Origin of the sequence: Cupriavidus neocaledonicus (assembly GCF_000372525.1) — a bacterium.
GTDB lineage: Bacteria > Pseudomonadota > Gammaproteobacteria > Burkholderiales > Burkholderiaceae > Cupriavidus > Cupriavidus neocaledonicus.
In genome coordinates this window covers 84,527-102,146 of sequence record NZ_AQUR01000103.1, presented here as the reverse complement: position 1 = coordinate 102,146, position 17,620 = coordinate 84,527, and the positions used below count along the sequence as shown (strand labels likewise).

The 17,620-nt window shown below is 70.5% G+C and carries 15 protein-coding genes; 5 read left to right on the top strand and 10 right to left on the bottom strand.

From position 1 onward, the window contains the following. The first annotated feature begins 93 nt into the window (after positions 1-93). On the top strand, positions 94-1,086 hold the full coding sequence (locus A3AG_RS0121785) for a Bug family tripartite tricarboxylate transporter substrate binding protein (RefSeq protein WP_018007476.1): 993 nt from the start codon (positions 94-96) through the stop codon (positions 1,084-1,086). Positions 1,087-1,151: 65 nt separating this feature from the next. Here the strand turns inward: A3AG_RS0121785 and A3AG_RS0121780 are convergent, their stop codons facing one another. Both A3AG_RS0121780 and A3AG_RS0121775 read right to left on the bottom strand, forming a co-directional pair. After that, positions 1,152-1,562, bottom strand: a complete 411-nt coding sequence (locus A3AG_RS0121780; RefSeq protein WP_018007475.1) for a VOC family protein — start codon at positions 1,560-1,562, stop codon at positions 1,152-1,154. Between the two features lie 75 nt (positions 1,563-1,637). Beyond that, positions 1,638-2,078, bottom strand: coding sequence for a helix-turn-helix transcriptional regulator (locus A3AG_RS0121775; RefSeq protein ID WP_018007474.1), 441 nt, complete (start codon positions 2,076-2,078; stop codon positions 1,638-1,640). 294 nt (positions 2,079-2,372) lie between these two features. Here A3AG_RS0121775 and A3AG_RS0121770 point away from each other — a divergent pair, with 294 nt between their 5' ends. Beyond that, positions 2,373-2,855 carry a hypothetical protein gene (locus A3AG_RS0121770; protein WP_018007473.1) on the top strand — a complete coding sequence of 161 codons (483 nt, stop codon included), beginning with the start codon at positions 2,373-2,375 and terminating at the stop codon, positions 2,853-2,855. A 33-nt stretch (positions 2,856-2,888) separates the two neighbouring features. Here A3AG_RS0121770 and A3AG_RS0121765 read toward each other — a convergent pair whose 3' ends face one another. From A3AG_RS0121765 to imuA, 5 genes are all read right to left on the bottom strand, one after another. Beyond that, a complete protein-coding gene (locus A3AG_RS0121765) occupies positions 2,889-3,542 on the bottom strand; it encodes a YajG family lipoprotein (RefSeq protein ID WP_018007472.1) in 654 nt (217 codons plus the stop codon). 11 nt (positions 3,543-3,553) lie between these two features. Then, positions 3,554-4,507: a 5'/3'-nucleotidase SurE gene (locus tag A3AG_RS0121760; protein ID WP_018007471.1), complete on the bottom strand. Its 954-nt coding sequence runs from the start codon at positions 4,505-4,507 to the stop codon at positions 3,554-3,556. Positions 4,508-4,779: 272 nt separating this feature from the next. Continuing rightward, a complete protein-coding gene (locus tag A3AG_RS0121755; RefSeq protein WP_018007470.1) occupies positions 4,780-8,250 on the bottom strand; it encodes an error-prone DNA polymerase in 3,471 nt (1,156 codons plus the stop codon). Then, entirely contained in the window at positions 8,247-9,815 is a 1,569-nt protein-coding gene (locus A3AG_RS0121750) for a Y-family DNA polymerase (protein WP_018007469.1), read from the bottom strand. The genes A3AG_RS0121755 and A3AG_RS0121750 overlap by 4 nt, the downstream gene beginning before the upstream one ends. After that, positions 9,748-10,680, bottom strand: a complete 933-nt coding sequence (imuA, locus tag A3AG_RS0121745) for a translesion DNA synthesis-associated protein ImuA (protein WP_018007468.1) — start codon at positions 10,678-10,680, stop codon at positions 9,748-9,750. The genes A3AG_RS0121750 and imuA overlap by 68 nt, the downstream gene beginning before the upstream one ends. A 301-nt stretch (positions 10,681-10,981) precedes the next feature. On the opposite strand from imuA, the gene A3AG_RS0121740 reads away from it, so the two are divergent. The 3 genes from A3AG_RS0121740 (at position 10,982) to A3AG_RS0121730 (ending at position 13,555) form a co-directional block, all read left to right on the top strand. Beyond that, complete coding sequence (locus A3AG_RS0121740; RefSeq protein WP_026164380.1) at positions 10,982-11,269, top strand: helix-turn-helix domain-containing protein; 288 nt, start codon at positions 10,982-10,984, stop codon at positions 11,267-11,269. Further along, on the top strand, positions 11,266-12,585 hold the full coding sequence (locus A3AG_RS0121735) for a type II toxin-antitoxin system HipA family toxin (RefSeq protein ID WP_018007466.1): 1,320 nt from the start codon (positions 11,266-11,268) through the stop codon (positions 12,583-12,585). Before A3AG_RS0121740 ends, A3AG_RS0121735 begins: the two co-directional genes overlap by 4 nt. Positions 12,586-12,646: 61 nt before the next feature. After that, complete coding sequence (locus A3AG_RS0121730; protein WP_026164379.1) at positions 12,647-13,555, top strand: DMT family transporter; 909 nt, start codon at positions 12,647-12,649, stop codon at positions 13,553-13,555. A 25-nt stretch (positions 13,556-13,580) separates the two neighbouring features. Here the strand turns inward: A3AG_RS0121730 and A3AG_RS0121725 are convergent, their stop codons facing one another. From A3AG_RS0121725 to A3AG_RS0121715, 3 genes are read right to left on the bottom strand one after another with little or no spacing between them, the layout of a single operon-like run. Continuing rightward, positions 13,581-15,860: a xanthine dehydrogenase family protein molybdopterin-binding subunit gene (locus A3AG_RS0121725; protein WP_018007464.1), complete on the bottom strand. Its 2,280-nt coding sequence runs from the start codon at positions 15,858-15,860 to the stop codon at positions 13,581-13,583. Beyond that, on the bottom strand, positions 15,857-16,957 hold the full coding sequence (locus A3AG_RS0121720; protein WP_018007463.1) for an FAD binding domain-containing protein: 1,101 nt from the start codon (positions 16,955-16,957) through the stop codon (positions 15,857-15,859). Before A3AG_RS0121720 ends, A3AG_RS0121725 begins: the two co-directional genes overlap by 4 nt. Beyond that, complete coding sequence (locus A3AG_RS0121715) at positions 16,954-17,496, bottom strand: (2Fe-2S)-binding protein (RefSeq protein ID WP_018007462.1); 543 nt, start codon at positions 17,494-17,496, stop codon at positions 16,954-16,956. Before A3AG_RS0121715 ends, A3AG_RS0121720 begins: the two co-directional genes overlap by 4 nt. Between the last annotated feature and the right edge of the window lie 124 nt (positions 17,497-17,620).

Below are 17,620 nucleotides of genomic sequence, written 5' to 3'. Positions count from 1 at the left end.
CGGTGCTGCCGGCCGACGGCAGCAGGGAGCGCAGCCCGGGCATCGACATAGCCCCCCTCACGCACTACGCCACAAAAAACCAAGGAGACAACCATGCAACGTTTCACCACCCGGACCATCCGCCGCCTCTGCGGCCTGTCGGTCTTCACCGTCGGCCTTTGCGGCGCGGCCGCCGCGATGGCGCAGGACTGGCCGGCCAAGCCCATCAGCCTGGTGGTGCCGTTCCCATCGGGCGGCACCACGGACGTCCTGGCGCGCGCGCTCGGCGACCAGCTGTCGCGGTCGCTGGGCCATCCGGTCATCGTCGAGAACCGCCCCGGTGCGGGCGCCACCGTCGGCGCCGACTATGTGGTGAAGGCGAAGCCCGATGGCTATACGCTGCTGATCGGCGCCGTCCACCACACCATCGCCACCTCCGTCTACAAGAAGCTGCCCTACAGCTTCCAGAAGGACCTGGCGCCGGTCTCCACGCTGGCGATGGTGCCCAATGTGCTGGTCATCAACAGTGCCAGGACGCCGGCGAAGAATGTCGCGGAACTGGTCGCGCTGGCAAGGAAGGCGTCGCCGGAACTGTCATACGGCTCCAATGGCAACGGCACCGCCCAACACCTGATCGGCACGCAGTTCCAGGCAACCGCCGGCGTGAAGTTACTGCATGTGCCCTACAAGGGAAGCGGCCCCCTGACCACCGACCTGCTCGGGGGCCAGGTATCGATGTCCTTCGACACACTGACCACGGTGCTGCCCCATATCAAGGGGGGCAAGCTCAAGGCGCTGGCGGTGACCACGGCCAAGCGCTCCACCGCGTTGCCGGACGTACCGACGCTGGAAGAGTCCGGGCTCAAGGGCTTCGATATCGGCACGTGGTTCGGCGTGCTTGCCCCCGCCGCCACGCCAAAGCCGGTGGTCACGCGCCTGAATGCCGAGATCGTCAAGATCGTGAATTCGCCCGATTTCCGGCAGCGCATGCTGGCCGCGGGTGCGGAGCCCATGTCGAGCACGCCCGAAGCGTTTGCCCGGCGCATCAACGACGAGACCAGCAAGTTCGCGGTGCTGGTCAGGGATGGCAAGGTCACCATCGAATAACCCGATCGCTCCGCAATGCCCTGGGGCGCAAGTCCCGCGGGCCGGCGTACAGCCGGCGCCTCGGCTTATTGCAGTTGCTGGATGCGGATCATGTTGCCGGCCGGATCGCGCACCGCGAAGTCGCGCACGCCGTATGGCTGGTCGGTCGGCTCTTGAACGATCTCGGCGTCGCGGTCCTGCAGCCGCTGGAACACGGTGTCCAGGTCTTTGGCGCCAAGCAGCAGCATGGCGAACGTCCCCTTGGCCATCATCTCGGCAATGGTGAGCTTTTCCTCGTCGGTGACGCCCGGGGTAGCGTTTGGCGGGTACAGGACGATGGAGGTGTCGGGCTTGTCCTGCGGCCCGACGGTGATCCAGCGGTAGCCGCCGAAGGCGACGTCCTTGCGGATCTCGAAGCCCAGGGCGTCCCGGTAGAACACCAGCGAGGTCTCCGGATCCGAATGGGGAAGAAAGGTCGAGTGAATGGTCAGGTCCATGATCAGTCTCCGTGATGGTAAGGAAGCGGTGGCCGCGGCCGCCGCCGCGCGGATGCGGAATCCACGCCACGCAGTCTAATCAGGCAACGGCTGCGGCGCTTCTCGATTCCTGATCGGTCGCGTCACCTGCCGCGCGACGCAGGACGGGATGCCCTCGGCCTGGCGCGCGCAATCGCGCCGGTAGATGCTCGGCGAGACGCCAACAAGTTCGGTAAACCGCGAACTGAATGAGCCCAGCGACGAGCACCCGACCTCGAAGCAGACTTCGGTCACGGTCAGGTCGCCCCGTCGCAGCAGCGCCATCGCGCGCTCGATGCGCCGGGTCATCAGGTAGGCATAGACCGACTCGCCATAGGCCAGCCGGAACTGCCGGCTGAGATGGCCCGCCGACATATGGGCGTCGCGTGCGAGCGCCTCGACATCCAGCGGGTGGGCATAGTCGCGGTCAATGCGGTCACGGACCCGGCGCAGGCGGGCCAGGTCGCGCAGCACGGTATCGGGGGTCGCGGCAGGCATCGGCGTATCCTGCCATGCCGGGCGAGCAGGCTCAACCCCGGCGCCGGCCACGCCGGATGCCTGAGGGAAGCCGTGCGTATGCGGTGGCGCGCTATCGGCGCGTCATCGTCCCCGTCGCAACAGTCAGGTCTGTGCGTCAAGGTTTCAGCGCGTCTTCACACCGGTTTCCGCGGCTCGATGGCCGTGCCGCAAGCTCAAGTCGGCGCTCGAAACAGCCGATATCCGCCTGGAGCCGGCAGCTTCCGAGGACGCATTGCCCAACGCCGGCGAACCAGGAAAAGTACCACCGTGACGATGATCGAACCGATTGCAGCCGGGGCAGCCGCTGCCGTGTCGATGGATGCCCCCGCGGCAACCCCTGCCACCTCCACCAGCGAAAACGCAAGCGAAGCGCCGGGGATTCGTACCCGGCCGGCGGCCAGTGCCGAGATCCATATCTCGGCCCCGGGCCAGGCGCTGGCCGGCGGCAACCAGGCCGCTTCAGTGCGCGACCACAGCGATGTCGACGACAGCGGCCTGCCCGATCAGGCCAAGGATGCGATCAAGCGCCTGCGCGAACTGAGCGCGCAGCTGGCGCGCAAGCTGCAGGAGCTGGAAGCGGCGAAGAACGCCCCCACCGGCACGCCGGACCAGAAGCGCATCCGCATCGCGGTGCTGCAACAGGAAATCGCCAGCCTGGGCGCCGCCATCACCACCACGACCGCGACGCTGAACCGGGCCATCCGCGAACTTCCTTCGGAGCAGCAAATGCTGGCCGGCAGCCTGGCAATGCGCTAGCACGCCAGGCTGCATCGCTCGGTCGGGCATCGCTCAGTCGCGATAGGCCCACAGGTCCACCACGCGGGCGCCGTCGTCCGCGATCAGGCGGAATGCGGCCGGCTGGTAGTCGGCGTCGATGGCGAGCACCCCGGTGGCGCTGGCGGGCAGCGTGCCGCAGGCCGACGTGGACAGCTTCAGGCCCAGCGTATTGGGCATGGCCTGCGCGGCCAGCGTTCCCGACAGCTGGCATGCCGAAGCGCCGGGCACGATCTTGCCTTCTGCGGTGACGGTGAAGGTGGCACTGGCGCCGGCAGGCAGCACCGTGGTGTAAGTGCCGGCCACGCTGGCAAGGTCGACGCTTGCGGCTGGCACCGCCGCCTGGCTCAGCAGCCTGACGCTGGCAGCCGCGTCCGCGCCCGGTGCGGCGACCCAGCTGCCGCCCTTGTCGCGACGGTAGATGGCGGTGGCCTTGTCTTCGGCATCGGCCAGGGCCAGGTAGCGGCTGCCGTCCGAGCCGGCGTAGTACTTGCCGACGGTCGGGTTGTCGGCATCGCCCACGCTGACGACATAGGCGCCGGGCTCCAGGTCGGTGACCGACAATGTCGCGCTGGCGGGCGGTGCGCCGTTGTCGGGCGTGTCGTTGCCGCCGCAGGCGGCCAGCCCCAGCACGGCTGCCAGGGGAAACAGGGAAATCAGGCGTTTCATCGGGACCTGCCTCACTGGCCGAACAGTTCACCCAGGCGCAGGCGCAGCCATTGCTGGCCGGCGGGACGCTGGTCGAAGCCGATCTGCATGGCGGTCACTGCCGTCCTGGTCTTGTAGACCACGGACTCGTCCTCGGCCTGCGCGGCCGTGGGCGTGCCGGTGCCGGCGCCGATGCCGAGCCCGTACGGCGCCGTGCCGCTGAACTTCAGCGCATAGGCGTCGAAGGTGCCATGCCGCGAGAACGCGAACGGCGTGGCCGCCGTCGGCGCGTTCGGGAAGTTGACGTTCAGCGCCAGGCCCGCCGGCAGCAGCGGGCCGCCGTTGGCCTTGGCCTGCAGCGTGCCGAGCAGCTTGATGGTCAGCTGCGCGACCACGCCGGATACCGGGCTCGCCAGGCCGGCATTGTCGACCGAGTCCGTGCCCGCGCTCAGCGCGATGGACGGAATGCCGCGCGCCGCGCCGAACTGCGCATTGCTGACGGTCCCCGAGCTGTTGACGATGCGGCCGACGTTCTGGCCTTCGTTGGGACCGGACAGCACCAGGTCCGGGGCCTTGCCCCAGCGTGCCGGCGCCAGCACGTCCAGGCCGTACATGGTCGCCATCACCGGCGTGCCATGGGCGTAGTGGTAATCGCCGTTGGTGTAGCCCGCCTTGGTGAAGGGCCCGACCGCCGGCTCGCCGGTCTTGGCCGCGCCGTTGTGGCAACCGCCTTCGGCCTCGACCTGGGTCTTGTCGTTGTCGGGCACGATGACCGTGGTGCTGTACATCACGATGCCGGCGCCGCGGCCGCTCTGGCCGGTGCAGGGAACGCTGACGATGACGTTGTGGCCGGCGCCCTTGAGCGCGTCGTACAGCGCCTTCAGGTTGCTGGTCAGGCCATCGTCATTGGTCAGCAGGATGTTCAGGGCGAAGGCAGGACTCGCCGTGGCGGCCAGCAAGGCCGCGGCGATCAGGCGGGTTTTCATGTCTGTGGCAGGTCTGGGTAGTTCAGGAATGCGGGCGAAGCGTGCCCGCGCGGCAGGCAAGATACTGCGGGCAGCCCGGTGAGGCTGGCGGGGCGCATGCGCCGGCAGCGCCGATGTAGGTGGCGCGGGCCGGGCGCAGCGCCCTGTGTCGTCCGTGGTGGACGGACGCTACCTTAACCGCGCTTGATGACAGTTGCGTGAACAACAAAGGCCGCCGCGCCGGGGATTGGCGAATGCGCCGCGGCGCCGCCAGGGGCCGCACCGCCGGCACGTCAATGGAAATCGCGGCTCCCCACCAGCAGCCGGCCCAGCATCGGGCTCAGGTCCACCAGTTCCTTGGCCACCAGGTGGCGCACCTCGCCCTGGCGCTGCCAGGTGCCGACCACGCCCAGCAGCGTGGCGCCCAGCACCTCCTTGCGCTGGCGCTCGACCAGGTCGGGCCACAGGATCAGGTTGATGCTGCCGGTCTCGTCCTCGATGGTGGCGAAGATGGTGCCGCTGGCGGTGGACGGGCGCTGGCGCACGGTGACGATGCCGCAGGCGCGCACGCGGCGGCCGTTGGCGCAGCGTTCGAGCTGGCTGGCGGTGACAAAGCGCATCGCCGCCAGCTTGTGCCGCAGCAGCGCCAGCGGGTGCGACTTGAGCGACAAACCCAGGCTGGCATAGTCCGCGGTCACGTCTTCGCCCAGGCGCGGCGCGGGCAGCGCCAGCGCGGCTTCGGCGGGCGGCGCCTGGTACAGCAGGTCGCGGTGCGCGGCATGCGCGGCCGCGGCGCGGGCCTGCCAGCGAGCCTGGCGGCGGTTGCCGGCGAGCGGCGCGAGCGCGTCGGCGGCGGCCAGCACGTCGATGTCGTGGCGGTCCAGGCCGGCGCGCAGCGCCAGGTCTTCGACGCTGTCGAAGGCACGCTGCGCGCGCGCGGCCTCGATGCGCAGCGCCGCGGCCTCGCGCATGCCCTTGACCCGGCCCAGGCCGAGGCGCACGCGCGGATGCCGGGGCCGATCCTGCCGAGTGCTGACCGCGTTGGCCGCGTTGGCCGCATCGGCCTCCGCCACCGGCTCCAGCGTGCTGTCCCAGCGGCTGATGGTGACATCCACCGGCAGCACCTGCACATCATGGCGGCGCGCGTCCTGCACCAGCTGCGAGGGCGAATAGAAGCCCATCGGCTGGCTGTTCAGCAGCGCACACAGGAAGGCCGCCGGATGGTGGCACTTGAGCCATGAACTCACGTACACCAGCTTGGCGAAGCTGGCGGCGTGGCTTTCGGGGAAGCCGTATTCGCCAAACCCCTCGATCTGCTTGCAGATCGCCAGCGCGAAGGATTCCGGATAGCCCTTGCCGGTGAGCGCGCGCACCAGTGCGTCCTGGTGCCTGCGCAGGTCGCCGCGCCGCCGCCATGCCGCCATCGAGCGGCGCAGCTGGTCCGCCTGCCCGGGCGAAAAACCCGCCGCGTCGATGGCCAGCTGCATCACCTGCTCCTGGAAGATCGGCACGCCCAGGGTGCGGCCCAGCACCTTCTCGATCACCTGGTTGAAGTAGACCGGCGGCTTGCGCGTGCGGCGGAAAGCCTCGCGCCGCTTCAGGTACGGATGGACCATGCCGCCCTGGATCGGGCCCGGCCGCACGATCGCCACTTCCACCACCAGGTCGTAGTACTCGCGCGGCTGCAGCCGCGGCAGCATCGATTGCTGCGCGCGCGACTCGATCTGGAACACGCCGATGGTGTCGGCCTTGCAGATCATGTCGTAGGTCGGCTTGTCCTCCTTCGGAATGTCCTCCATGCGCGCCGGCAGGCCCGCGCGCGCCGGATCGGGGCTGGGGTTGGGAATCATCTCCAGCGCGCGCCGGATCGCCGACAGCATGCCCAGCGCGAGCACGTCGACCTTGAGCAGCCCCAGCGACTCCAGGTCGTCCTTGTCCCACTGGATCACGCTGCGGTCGGCCATGGCCGCGTTCTCGATCGGCACCAGCCGCGACAGCTTGTGGCGCGCGATCACGAAGCCGCCCACGTGCTGCGACAGGTGGCGCGGAAAGCCGCGCAGCTGCGCGGTCAGGCTGGCCCACTGCTGCACCGCCGGGGACTCGGGATCGAGCCCGTAGCGGGCGATCTTGTCGACGAAACCCGGGCCGCCGTCCCACCATGCCTGGCCCTTGACCACCTGCTCGACCACGCTGGCGTCGATGCCGAGCGCGCGGCCCACGTCGCGCAGGGCGCTGCGCGAACGATAGGTGATCAGCGACGCCGCCAGCGCGGCGCGATGGCGGCCGTATTTGTCGTAGATGTACTGGATCACCTCTTCGCGCCGCTGGTGCTCGAAATCCACGTCGATATCGGGCGGCTCATCGCGCTCGCGTGACAGGAAGCGGCCGAACAGCAGGTTGGCCTGCTCGGGGCTGACCTCGGTCACATACAGGCAGAAGCACACCAGCGAATTGGCGGCGGAGCCGCGCCCCTGGCACAGGATGCCGCGCGAGCGCGCAAAGCGCACGATGTCGTGCACCGTGAGGAAGAACGGCTCGTAGTGCTTTTCCTCGATCAGTTCCAGCTCTTCTTTCAGCTGCGCTTCCCACTCCGGCTTGAGGCCGTTGGGAAAGCGCTCGTGCTTGCCACGCTCGACTTCCTTGCGCAGGTAGGAGATCGGTGTCTCGCCGGGCGGCACCAGTTCCTCGGGATACTCGTAGCGCAGCGTGGCCAGCGAGAAATCGCAGGTCTGGGCAATCTTCAGCGTCTGCGCCAGCGCCTCGCGCGGGTACAGGCGCGACAGCACCTGGCGCATGCGCAGGTGCTGCTCGGCATTGGGCGCCAGCGCCATGCCGCATTCGGCCAGCGGCTGGCCCAGCCGGATCGCGGTCAGCACGTCGGACAGCGGCTTGCGCGAGCGCACATGCATGGTGACCGCGCCGGCCGCGGCCAGCGGCACGCCGGTCTGCGCCGAAACCGCTTCCAGGCGCGCGCGGTGCAAGGCATCGGCATGGCCCTGCAACTGCTCCAGCGCGATCCAGGCGCGCTCGCCAAACACTGCGCGGCACCACTCGGCCTGCGCCAGCAGCCGTTCCGGCTCGGCGCAGTAGTCGGGCAGCAGCAGCGCCACGCAGCCGGGCATGCCGCGCAGGTGGGCGGTGTCGCCAGCCGGCGCGGCGAGGTCTTCGGGATGGAGCCGGTAGCTGCCTTTCTGTGCGCGCCGGCGCCCCAGCGTGATCAGCTCGCTCAGGTTGCCGAAACCTTCGCGGTGCTGCGCGATCAGCACCAGCCGCAGCGGCGCCTGCTCCGGTCCATGGGCCGGGGTCAGGCTGAAGCGGCTGCCGATCAGCAGCGAGAAGGCATCGGCGGCGCGGGCCAGCGCCTGCAGCCGCTGGTGGCGGCTGGCATGGAAGCCGGGATCGTCGTCGCCGCTGCCGAAGGCATCGCCGTCGTCGAGCAGCGGTTCGTCGATGCCATCGGCGCCGTCATCGACACCTTCCGCGCCGCCCTGCGCGCCCCGTGCCGCGCTGCGCGCCACCGCGTCGTGCAGGCGCTTGCGCAGGGTCTCGATGGCATCGTGCGCGCGCGCGGTGCCGGCCACCGAGCATTCATCGGTCAGCGCCAGCCCGCTGTAGCCCAGGCCGAAGGCGCGCTCGATCAGCTCGCCGGGGTGCGAGGCGCCGCTCAGGAAGGTGAAGTTGGAGATGCAGTGCAGCTCCACGTAATCCGGCAACGCCGGCACCAAGGACGCCGGCAACGAGGGTGGCAAAGGCGGCGCGCTCATGCGAACAACCCATGCAGGAACCAGCGGTACTCGCCGCCATCGTCGTGCGCGGCATGGCCCGGACGCTCGCGGAAGATCCAGCAGCGCAGGCCGTCGGCGCGCTCGGCGATAAAGTAGTCGCGCGTGGCCAGGGCCCCGTCCCACCAGCCGGCCTCGATGCGCTCGGGCCGGCTCAGCAGCGCCAGCGGGCCGCCGTGGCAGGGGCGGTGGCGCTGCACCGGCAGCGGCTGCGGCTGCGGCAGCAGCCACAAGGGGCGCTCCGGCGGCGGCGCCGGCAGGCTGGCGGGCTTGCCGGCGGGCTCGTCGACCGGGCCCCAGCGGTTGGCGCGCTCGGGCCGGTGGTCGGCCAGCGGCCGCGGCTGCAGCACGTTGTCGCGGCCCAGCCGCGCCATCAGCGTATCGAGCAGGCGCCCCAGGTCTTCCGGCGTGCCGCCGGGCTCGGGGAACAGCGCCTCGCTTTGCGGCACGTACGCGGCCATGGCCTCCACGCGCAGCGCCAGGCCGGTCACGGGGGCATGGAAGCTGAGCTTGTCGAGCTTTTCGCGCAACAGCCGCGACAGGTGCGCGGGATCGCGGCTGGGCTGGGCCAGGCCCAGTGGCACCGCGGTGCCTTCGGTCGCCGCGTCGCGCCGGTAGCGCTCATGCTCCAGCACCAGCACGCAGCGCGTGACGCCGGCCTGCTGCACCGCCAGCCAGCCCGCCAGCGCCAGCAGCAGCCGCTGCGCGCCGGCCAGCACGGCTTCGGCCGATTCGATGCGGCCCGGCAAGTCCATGCGCTGCGCAAACGCGGGTGGCGCCACAAACCAGACAAAGCGCGCCGGCGCCTCGCCATAGGCCTGGTCCAGCCGCGCCAGCAGCGCCGGGCCCAGCCGGCGTGTCAGCCCCGCGCGCGGCAGGCGCCGCACCTCGCCCAGCGTGCGGCAGCCGATGCCGTCCAGCCAGGCCGGATCGGCCAGCGTATGCAGCGCCTCCACCGGCAGGCGGTCCAGCAGCCGGTGCAGGCGCGCCATGCCCACCGCCCGGCGGCCGGGCCGCACCAAGCCGCGCCGCGTGCGCCGCACCGGCTGGCGCGCCAGCCACGCGGCGCCGTGCGCGGTCGGGCCGCAGCCCATCTGGGCCACGGTGCCGAGCTGGCGCACGCAGGCCCGCACCGCGCGGCACAGCGCGCGATGGCCGCCGAACAGGCGCAGGCTGGCGCTGACATCGAGCATCAGGGTGGCCGACTCCGGCTCCTCGTCGACGGTCACGCCTGGCGTGAAACGCAGCAGCGCCAGCGCCACCGCCTCCATCAGCGCGGCTTCGGCGGCCGGGTCCCGCTCCAGCTGCACGATATCGGCCGACAGCGCCTGCACGCCGCCGCGGCGCATGCCATAGCGCACGCCCAGCTGCATGGCCGGGCCATTGGCCAGCACTACCTGCTCGCGCGCCATCACCGCCACCGGCAGCGCATGGTGCAGGGTGGCGGCGGCGGCAGGCGGGCTCGCGGCGGGCGCCAGCTCAGGCCAGTTGGGCTGCAGGGCGTCCAGGGGCAGGCGCGGCAGGTGCACCGCGATCCAGTACGGCATCGGAAGAAAGCTGAGAAGACTGCGCCAGCGGTTCGGGCCCTGCGGGCGCGCCCGCGGTGGCTGCTGCAGGTGCGCCTGCCGGGACCGGCCAGGCGGCCGCGCGCGTGGCCGCCGCCATGCCGTCCAGGCGCAGCAGCAGCGGCGTGTCCCGCACCGGCCCGCGGCGCTTGTGGAAGGTGATCGACAGCATGTTGCCGGGCAGCGGCGCCAGCAGCAGCCGCAGCACCGCGGGCGACGACTCGCGCAGCGCCGCGGCCGGGCGCAATGCCCATGCCACCGCGTCGCCGGCCTGCGCCAGCACCTGCAGCCGCCGCAGCGCCTCGGGACGCGCCGCCGGCAGCCACACCAGCACGCCGCCAAAAGCCTGGCTGCGCAGCACCTGTTCGGCGGCCCACAGCATGTCGGCCTGCTGCGCGGCCCTGGCCGCTTCGGCGGGAGCACGCACCCAGTAGCACTGCCGCGCCGGCAGCCCGGCCGCGGCCAGCGCCATCGCATTGGGCAGGTAAGGCGGCGCCACCAGCGCAATGCGCCGCCCCGCCCCGGCCAGCGTGCGCAGGGCCGGCAGCAGCAGGCGCATTTCGCCGGCGCCCCCCTGCGTGGTCAGCAGTTCGGTCAGGCCGCCGGCCGGCCAGCCGCCGCCGGGCAGTTCCGCCGAGAGCGCGTCATACCCCGTCGGGCACACCGCGGTCCCGCCGGCGCGGCCCAGCTGGCCGGCCCGCCACAGCCCGGGATAGCGCTGCTCGAGCGCCGACAGGGCCTGCTGGCGCCCGGCCGCGGCAGGCCAGGCAGACCCTGAGGCCGCCGGCGCAGGGAAAGGCAGATCCTCCGCCGCTCTTGGCGCGGCTGCGTGCGATGGCGCAGTCATGTGAAGTTAGCGTCGCTTGCCGACAGCGACGAGAATTTAGGATAGTTACGATGACTGTATATTTATACAGTATCGGTGACAAGGCAAGGGGTAACGGCAGGGGGTGGAGGCAGAGGCACTGCGGGCGTCTCGACGACGCGCCGGCACGCGCTTCATTGTCTGTCTTTGGCCATGCAGCCTGCCATGCACTATCATTCCATAGAATGATTTCCTGCTAAAAAAGCTTCCATCGAATCATAGGCACAAGACCCGCCAAGGCAGCTATCATTCCAAAGAATGATTTTTCCCATTGACTAATGCCATGTCATTAATCTCCCAATGCCGCCAGATGCGGGAAGCCAGGGGCAAGAGCCTTGGCGACCTGGGCCGCATCCTCGGCATGGCGGCGCAAAACCTCTCGGCCATCCTGCTCGGCAAGAAGGACAGCCGCGCCTCCACGCTGGAAGCATTGGCTGCCGCGCTGGATGCGCAGTGGGTGCTGGTGCCCAACGAACGCCTCGCCGAAGTCCGCCAGGTACTCGAAGGCAAGGGCAGCGGCCCCGACCGCAGCGCCCGCGCCGCGCTCGACATCTTCCTGGACCAGGAATGAGCTACGCCCTGCATCCCCGCTTCCTGGAGGTACGGCTCTATGACCGGCTGTGCGGCTACCTGTGCGAGGCCGGCGGCAATGTCCGCTTCGTACCCGCCGATGAATTCCGCGGCGACCCGGACCGCCCCACGCTGAGCCTGTCGATCACCGTGCCGACCGAAGCCGGCCGCCGTGCCACCGCCGAGGTGCTGGACAACCCCTTCCATCCCGCGGTCTACAGCACCGGTCATGAACTACCGCCCTACTTTGCCGGCCTGCTGCCCGAAGGCGAGCTGCGCAAGCGGCTCGAAGCCACCCGCAGCCAGCCCGAAGACAAGGACGACTTCGGCATCCTGGCCTCGGCCGGCAACGACCTGCCCGGGGCCGTGGTGGTGCGGCCGGCGGACATCGGCGCGCTGCCCGCCTATGCCCGCGCCTATGGCGTGACCGGCGGCGCCGACAACCTGGAGATCGCCGTGGTCGAAGGTGCCACGCAAGGGGCCGCGTCGGTGTCCGGCGTGCAGAACAAGCTGGCCCTGTCGACAGTGCAGGACGGCAAGCGCTACACGCTGCCGAGCCACGGCAAGCTGTCCGACATCATCGCCAAGCTGCCGGCGAGGAACGACGACGCGCAGGTGTTCAACGAATCGGTCTCGATGCAGCTCGCGGCCGCCGCCGGCGTGCATGTCGCGGCCACGCGCGTGCTGCCCATGTCGACCATCGCGGTGGAGGGGCTGGCCGAGGCCCTGGGCGAAGACCTGCATTACCTTGCCGTCGACCGCTTCGACCGCACCCCGGCCGGGCGCGTGCATGCCGAGGACGGCTGCCAGATGCTGGGCCGGATGCCGGCCCGCAAGTACGCCAGCATCGACGGCTACGTGCAGCTGGTTGCCACGCTGTACCGCCTGAGCCCGAGCGGAGTCGAGCATGTGCGGCAGTTCTTCCTGCGCCAGGCGGTCAATACGCTGATCGGCAACAGCGACGCGCACCTGAAGAACTTCTCGGTGACCTACCCCAACGGCGTGCTGCCGGTGCTGTCGCCGGCGTACGACATCGTCTGCGTGGCCGCGCTGCCCGGCTTTGCCTCGTATGGACAGAACGTCGCCATCGACCGGCTGCAGCGCGAGGAAACCCTGGCCATGTACGAGGCGATCGCCGAGAAAGCCGGCGTGCCGCGCCGCATCGCCACCGCCGCGGTCAGGGAAGCGGTGGCGCTGGCGCATGCGCGCTGGCCGCGGCTGCTGGACGAACTCGACGCACCGCCGGCCATCCGCGAGGTCGTCAGCGGGCGCCTGGCAACGCTGCCGCTGGCGCGAGCCGGGCGCTCGGGCCGGTGAGTGCCCGGCACCGAAAACACCGCCATCGCGGATAATGCGCCATCATCGATCGAACTTCCCCATGTCCGCCAGCAGCCCCAGCACCCGACGCCTCGACTGGACCACCCTGTTCCTGCTGACCTTTCCGCCGCTGAGCTGGGCCGGCAACGCCATCGTGGGCCGGCTTGCCGCCGGCACGGTGCCGCCGGTCGCGCTGAACTGGGCGCGCTGGGTACTGGCCGGCATGCTGCTGGCACCATTTGCCTGGCGCGGCGTGGTCGAGCACCGCGCGGTGCTGCGCCGGCATGCGGGCGTGATCACCGCCATGGGCATGCTGTCGATCGCCAGCTATAACGCACTGCAGTACCTGGCGCTGACCAGCTCGACGCCGATCAACGTGACGCTGATCGGCGCGTCCACGCCGCTGTTTCTGATCGTGATCGGCGCGCTGTGCTTTGGCGAACGGGTCCGGCCCTGGCATGTCGCCGGCGCGCTGCTGTGCATGGTCGGCGTGACCTTCGTGCTGGTGCGCGGCGAACTGGCGCGGCTGGCACAGCTGGACCTGGTGCCGGGCGACCTGTTCATGCTGGCGGCCACCATCGCCTGGAGCGCCTACACCTGGCTGCTGCGCAAGCAGCGCCCCGCGCTGCCCTTGCCGGTGCTGCTGTTCGCGCAGATCGTCACCGGCGTGCTGGCCAGCGCGCCGGTGACCGCATGGGAACTGCTGACGCTGGAGCAGCCGCTGCAATGGAACGGCAAGGTCGCGGGCATCCTGCTCTATGTCGCGACCATCCCGTCGCTGCTGGCCTACTTTGCCTGGGACCGCGCCATCGCGCGCGCGGGCGCGCAGCTGCCGGTGTTCTTCATCACGCTGACGCCGGTCTTTGCCGCGCTGCTGTCGACGGTGCTGCTGGGCGACTGGCCGCGCTGGTACCACGGCGTCGGGCTGGCCGCGATCGCCGCCGGGATCTGGCTGGCGCAGCGGCGCTGACGGCGGCCGCCCCACCGGCGCCCCCTCAGCGGGCCATGACCTTGTCCGGCGTCATCGGCGTGCTGCGCAGCCGCCTGCCGGTGGCGTGATAGATCGCATTGCTGATCGCGGCGGCGACGCCCACCAGCCCGATTTCGCCCACGCCCTTGGCGCCCAGGCTGCTGACCACGCGGTCGTCCTCGTCGAGGAAGATCACCTCCAGGCCCTGGATATCGGCATGCGAGGCGATGTGGTACTCGGCCATATTGCGGTTCATGAAGCGGCCGAGCGCATGGTCGCTGTGCGTTTCCTCGTGCAGCGCCTGGCCAATGCCCCACACCATGCCGCCCAGGATCTGGCTGCGCGCGGTGTTCGGGTTGATGATGCGGCCCGCCGCCACCGCGCTGACCACGCGCGTCACGCGTACGGTGCCCAGCGCCTCGTCCACGCGCACCTCGCAGAACACGGCGGAGTGCGCGGCGCGCGTGTATTGCTTCTGTTTGAACAGGTTGGGCAATTGCAGGAACGAGGCCTCGATCTGCTCGCGCCGGGCCGCCGCAAGGATGCCGGTCAGCGGCAACGACACGCCGGGGCTGGCGCGCAGGCTGACCCGGCCGTGCGCGAACACCAGATCCTCGTAGCGGGCCTGCTCGAAGCCGGCACCCTGCATGCGCCGCGCCATGTGCCACAGCATCCGGCGCAGCTTGTCGCACACGCCGTCGACCGCAGTGCCGACCGTGGCCACATGCGACGAGCCGCCTTCGACCGGCGCCAGCGGCAGGTCTGAATCGCCCAGCACGAACGTCACCTGCTCCAGCGGCAGGCCCAGCGACGCGGCGGCGATCTGGCTCATCACCGTCAGCGTGCCGGTGCCGATATCGGTGGCGGCGCTGGATACCTCGAGCCGGCCGTCGGCGCGGAACACCGCGCGGGCGCGGCTCAACATCTGCAGCGCATCCCAGGTGCCGCTGGCCATGCCCCAGCCGATCAGCTCGTGGCCCGCGCGCATCGAACGCGGCTGCGGCGGCCGCGCGGCCCAGCCGAACCGTTGCGCGCCCTGCGCGTAGCATTCCCGCAGCGCCTTGCTCGAGAACGGCAGGCCGCTGGCGCCGTCGCGCTCGGCGTAGTTCCTGAGCCGCAGCGCGAGCGGGTCCATCCCCACCGCATAGGACAACTCGTCCATCGCCACCTCGATCGCATGCACGCCGTGCGCGGCGCCCGGCGCACGCATGTCGGCCGGCGTGGGCTGGTCCAGGTCGACCAGTTTGTAGTCCTGCCGGCTGTTCTCGGACGCATAGAGCTGCGTGGACCAGTTGACCACCACCTCGACGTAGTGCTCCATGCGCGAGGTCTCGGCCACGGCTTCATGGATCAGGCTCACCAGCCTGCCATCGGCGTCGGCACCCAGCCGCACGCGCTGCCAGGTCTCGGGCCGGTGGCAGAAGGTGAACATCTGCGGCCGCGTCAGCACCACGCGCACCGAGCGCTCCAGCGCCAGCGCCGCCATCACCGCCAGGATCAGCTGGTACTGCGGCCGCAGTCCCGAGCCGAAGGCTCCGCCCACGTATTCATTGCGCACCGTGACCTTGCGCTTGGGCAGCCCGAACACGCGCGACACCATCCAGCGCGAATTCTGCGAGCCCTGGGTCTTGTCGTAGACGGTCAGGTGGCCGTCGCCGCCGCGGATCACCGTGGTGGCGTGCATCTCCATCGGGTTGTGGTGCTCGACGCCGCTGTAGAACTCGGCGTCGACCTGGCAAGGCGCGCGCGCGAAGGCGGCGTCGGCATCGCCGCGCGCCCTGGGCGGGCCGGAATAGCCCGCCTTGAAGCGCATTGGCTTGCCGGCGCGGCCCAGGTGGTCCAGCAGGCTGGTCTGGTGCTGCCACGCCTGGTAGCGCACGCGCACCAGCGTGGCGGCATGGCGCGCCGCCTCGAAGGTCTCGGCCACCACCAGCGCCACCGGCTGGCCGCTATACCAGATGCGCGCATCGTGCAGCGGCTTGAACGGCGAACCGGCGGGCGCGACCATGTCCTTGTAGAACAGGTCGAGCGAACGCACGCGCGGGCGGCGCTCATGGGTCAGCACGTCGAGCACGCCTGGCACCGCCAGCGCCGCGCTGCAATCGATCGACAGGATGCGTCCGCGCGCAATGGTGCTGTTCACCACCACCCCGTGCGCGAGGTCGAAGGCCGGATGCTCGGCGGCATAGCGCGCCGTGCCGGTGACCTTGGCCACGCCATCGAGGCGCGCGACCGGCGTGCCGATGCCGACCGGGCCCGTGCCGGGTCGTGCGCGCGGCGCGCATGGCGGGATCGGATCGTTCATGGCTGGTCCTCCTCGCTGAAGGCGTCTTCGCCGGTATTGCTCAGCACGCCGGCCACTGCCATTTCCAGCGCGCGCACGATGGCGCGCTCGGCCAGCGCAATCTTGAAGCTGTTGCCCGGCAGGCTCTCGGGCACGGCCGGGCCGCCCCAGGCGCGCGCATCGCGCAGCAGGAAGCGGGCCGCGGCGGCAAAGTGCTCGGCGGTGGCGGGCCGGCCCTGCAGGTGCGCCTCCGCCTCGGGATCGCGCCACGGCTTGTGGGCCACCCCGCCCAGCGCCAGCCGCGCCGCGCGCACGGTGCCATCGTCGGCGAGGTCCAGCGCGGCAGCCACCGACACCAGCGCGAACGCAAACGACGCGCGCTCGCGGATCTTCAGGTAACAGGCATGGCGCGCGAACCCGGCGGCGGGCGGCAGCACGATGTGGGTGATCAGTTCGTCAGGGCGCAGCGTGGTGTCGATGTGCGGGCGATCCTCCGGCAGCCGATGGAATTCATGAAACGGAATCTCGCGGCGGCCGCTCGCCGATGCCACGTGCACCACCGCGCCCAGCGCCGCCAGTGCCACGCACATGTCGGAGGGATGGGTGGCGACGCAATGCTCGCTCGCGCCGAGGATGGCATGCTGGCGCGCCAGACCGGTCGCCGCCGGGCAGCCGCTCCCAGGCTCGCGCTTGTTGCACGGCACGCCCGGATCGTAGAAGTAGTAGCAGCGCGTGCGCTGCAGCAGGTTGCCGCCGTTGCTCGCCATGTTGCGGATCTGCGCCGAGGCCCCGGCCAGGATCGCGGCGCGCAGCAGCGGATACTGCCCGCGCACCAGCGGGTGCTGCGCGGTATCGGCGTTGCTGGCCAGCGCACCGAGCCTGAGCCCGCCTTCCGCGGTGGCCTCGATCATGCGCAGCGGCAGCTGCCTGACATCGACCAGCGCGGCCGGATGCATCAAGCCGCCCTTCACCAGGTCGATCAGGTTGGTGCCGGAAGCCAGGAAGTGCGGCGCGTGGTCGTCGCCAAGGCTTTGCACGCCGGCGTCCCGCTGCGCCGCGGCGATCGACTGCAGCGCCGCTTCCACCGTGGCCGCGCGCTCATAGCGGAACGGGTTCATGACGGCTCCTGGTCGGCGCCCGCCAGCCCGGCGACTTCGGCGATCGCCTCGACGATCTGCGCATACGCGCCGCAGCGGCACAGGTTGCCGCTCATGCGCTCGCGGATCTCCTGCCGGCTCGCCGGCGGATGCTCGTTCAGCAGGCCCAGGGCGGAGCACAGCTGCCCGGGCGTGCAATAGCCGCACTGGAACGCGTCGTGGTCGATAAAGGCCTGCTGCAACGGATGCAGCGCGCCCGTGTCGCGATCGGCCAGACCCTCCACGGTGGTGATGTCGGCGCCGTCGTAGGATACCGCCAGGCACAGGCAGGACTTGATGCGCCTGCCGCCGACCAGCACGGTGCAGGCGCCGCATTGGCCGTGGTCGCAGCCCTTCTTGGTGCCGGTGAGCTGCAGTTGCTCGCGCAGCAGGTCCAGCAGGATCACCCAGGGGGCCAGCAGCAACTCGTGGGTGATGCCGTTGATGTGCAGCGTGGTGGGGATCTGTTGCACTGCGCCGGCCTGGGATGCCGGGGGGGCAAGCGGGTCTTCCAGTGCCATGGGCGCCTCCGCTGGGTTACGTTCCTGGGGGAATGGAACGAAGGCTGCAAGCGTCATGCCATCGGCTTCGCCGGCTTCATCACGTTGCCTCCGGCGAGCGGCGCGTGCCGCCGTGCCGGCCGGC

What these genes read in the sequence shown, in the direction of transcription:
- A3AG_RS0121785 (WP_018007476.1), top strand. Translation starts at nt 94, where the DNA reads ATGCAACGTTTCACCACCCGGACCATCCGCCGCCTCTGCGGCCTGTCG.
- A3AG_RS0121780 (WP_018007475.1), bottom strand. Translation starts at nt 1,562, where the DNA reads ATGGACCTGACCATTCACTCGACCTTTCTTCCCCATTCGGATCCGGAG.
- A3AG_RS0121775 (WP_018007474.1), bottom strand. Translation starts at nt 2,078, where the DNA reads ATGCCTGCCGCGACCCCCGATACCGTGCTGCGCGACCTGGCCCGCCTG.
- A3AG_RS0121770 (WP_018007473.1), top strand. Translation starts at nt 2,373, where the DNA reads ATGATCGAACCGATTGCAGCCGGGGCAGCCGCTGCCGTGTCGATGGAT.
- A3AG_RS0121765 (WP_018007472.1), bottom strand. Translation starts at nt 3,542, where the DNA reads ATGAAACGCCTGATTTCCCTGTTTCCCCTGGCAGCCGTGCTGGGGCTG.
- A3AG_RS0121760 (WP_018007471.1), bottom strand. Translation starts at nt 4,507, where the DNA reads ATGAAAACCCGCCTGATCGCCGCGGCCTTGCTGGCCGCCACGGCGAGT.
- A3AG_RS0121755 (WP_018007470.1), bottom strand. Translation starts at nt 8,250, where the DNA reads ATGAGCGCGCCGCCTTTGCCACCCTCGTTGCCGGCGTCCTTGGTGCCG.
- A3AG_RS0121750 (WP_018007469.1), bottom strand. Translation starts at nt 9,815, where the DNA reads ATGCCGTACTGGATCGCGGTGCACCTGCCGCGCCTGCCCCTGGACGCC.
- imuA (WP_018007468.1), bottom strand. Translation starts at nt 10,680, where the DNA reads ATGACTGCGCCATCGCACGCAGCCGCGCCAAGAGCGGCGGAGGATCTG.
- A3AG_RS0121740 (WP_026164380.1), top strand. Translation starts at nt 10,982, where the DNA reads ATGTCATTAATCTCCCAATGCCGCCAGATGCGGGAAGCCAGGGGCAAG.
- A3AG_RS0121735 (WP_018007466.1), top strand. Translation starts at nt 11,266, where the DNA reads ATGAGCTACGCCCTGCATCCCCGCTTCCTGGAGGTACGGCTCTATGAC.
- A3AG_RS0121730 (WP_026164379.1), top strand. Translation starts at nt 12,647, where the DNA reads ATGTCCGCCAGCAGCCCCAGCACCCGACGCCTCGACTGGACCACCCTG.
- A3AG_RS0121725 (WP_018007464.1), bottom strand. Translation starts at nt 15,860, where the DNA reads ATGAACGATCCGATCCCGCCATGCGCGCCGCGCGCACGACCCGGCACG.
- A3AG_RS0121720 (WP_018007463.1), bottom strand. Translation starts at nt 16,957, where the DNA reads ATGAACCCGTTCCGCTATGAGCGCGCGGCCACGGTGGAAGCGGCGCTG.
- A3AG_RS0121715 (WP_018007462.1), bottom strand. Translation starts at nt 17,496, where the DNA reads ATGGCACTGGAAGACCCGCTTGCCCCCCCGGCATCCCAGGCCGGCGCA.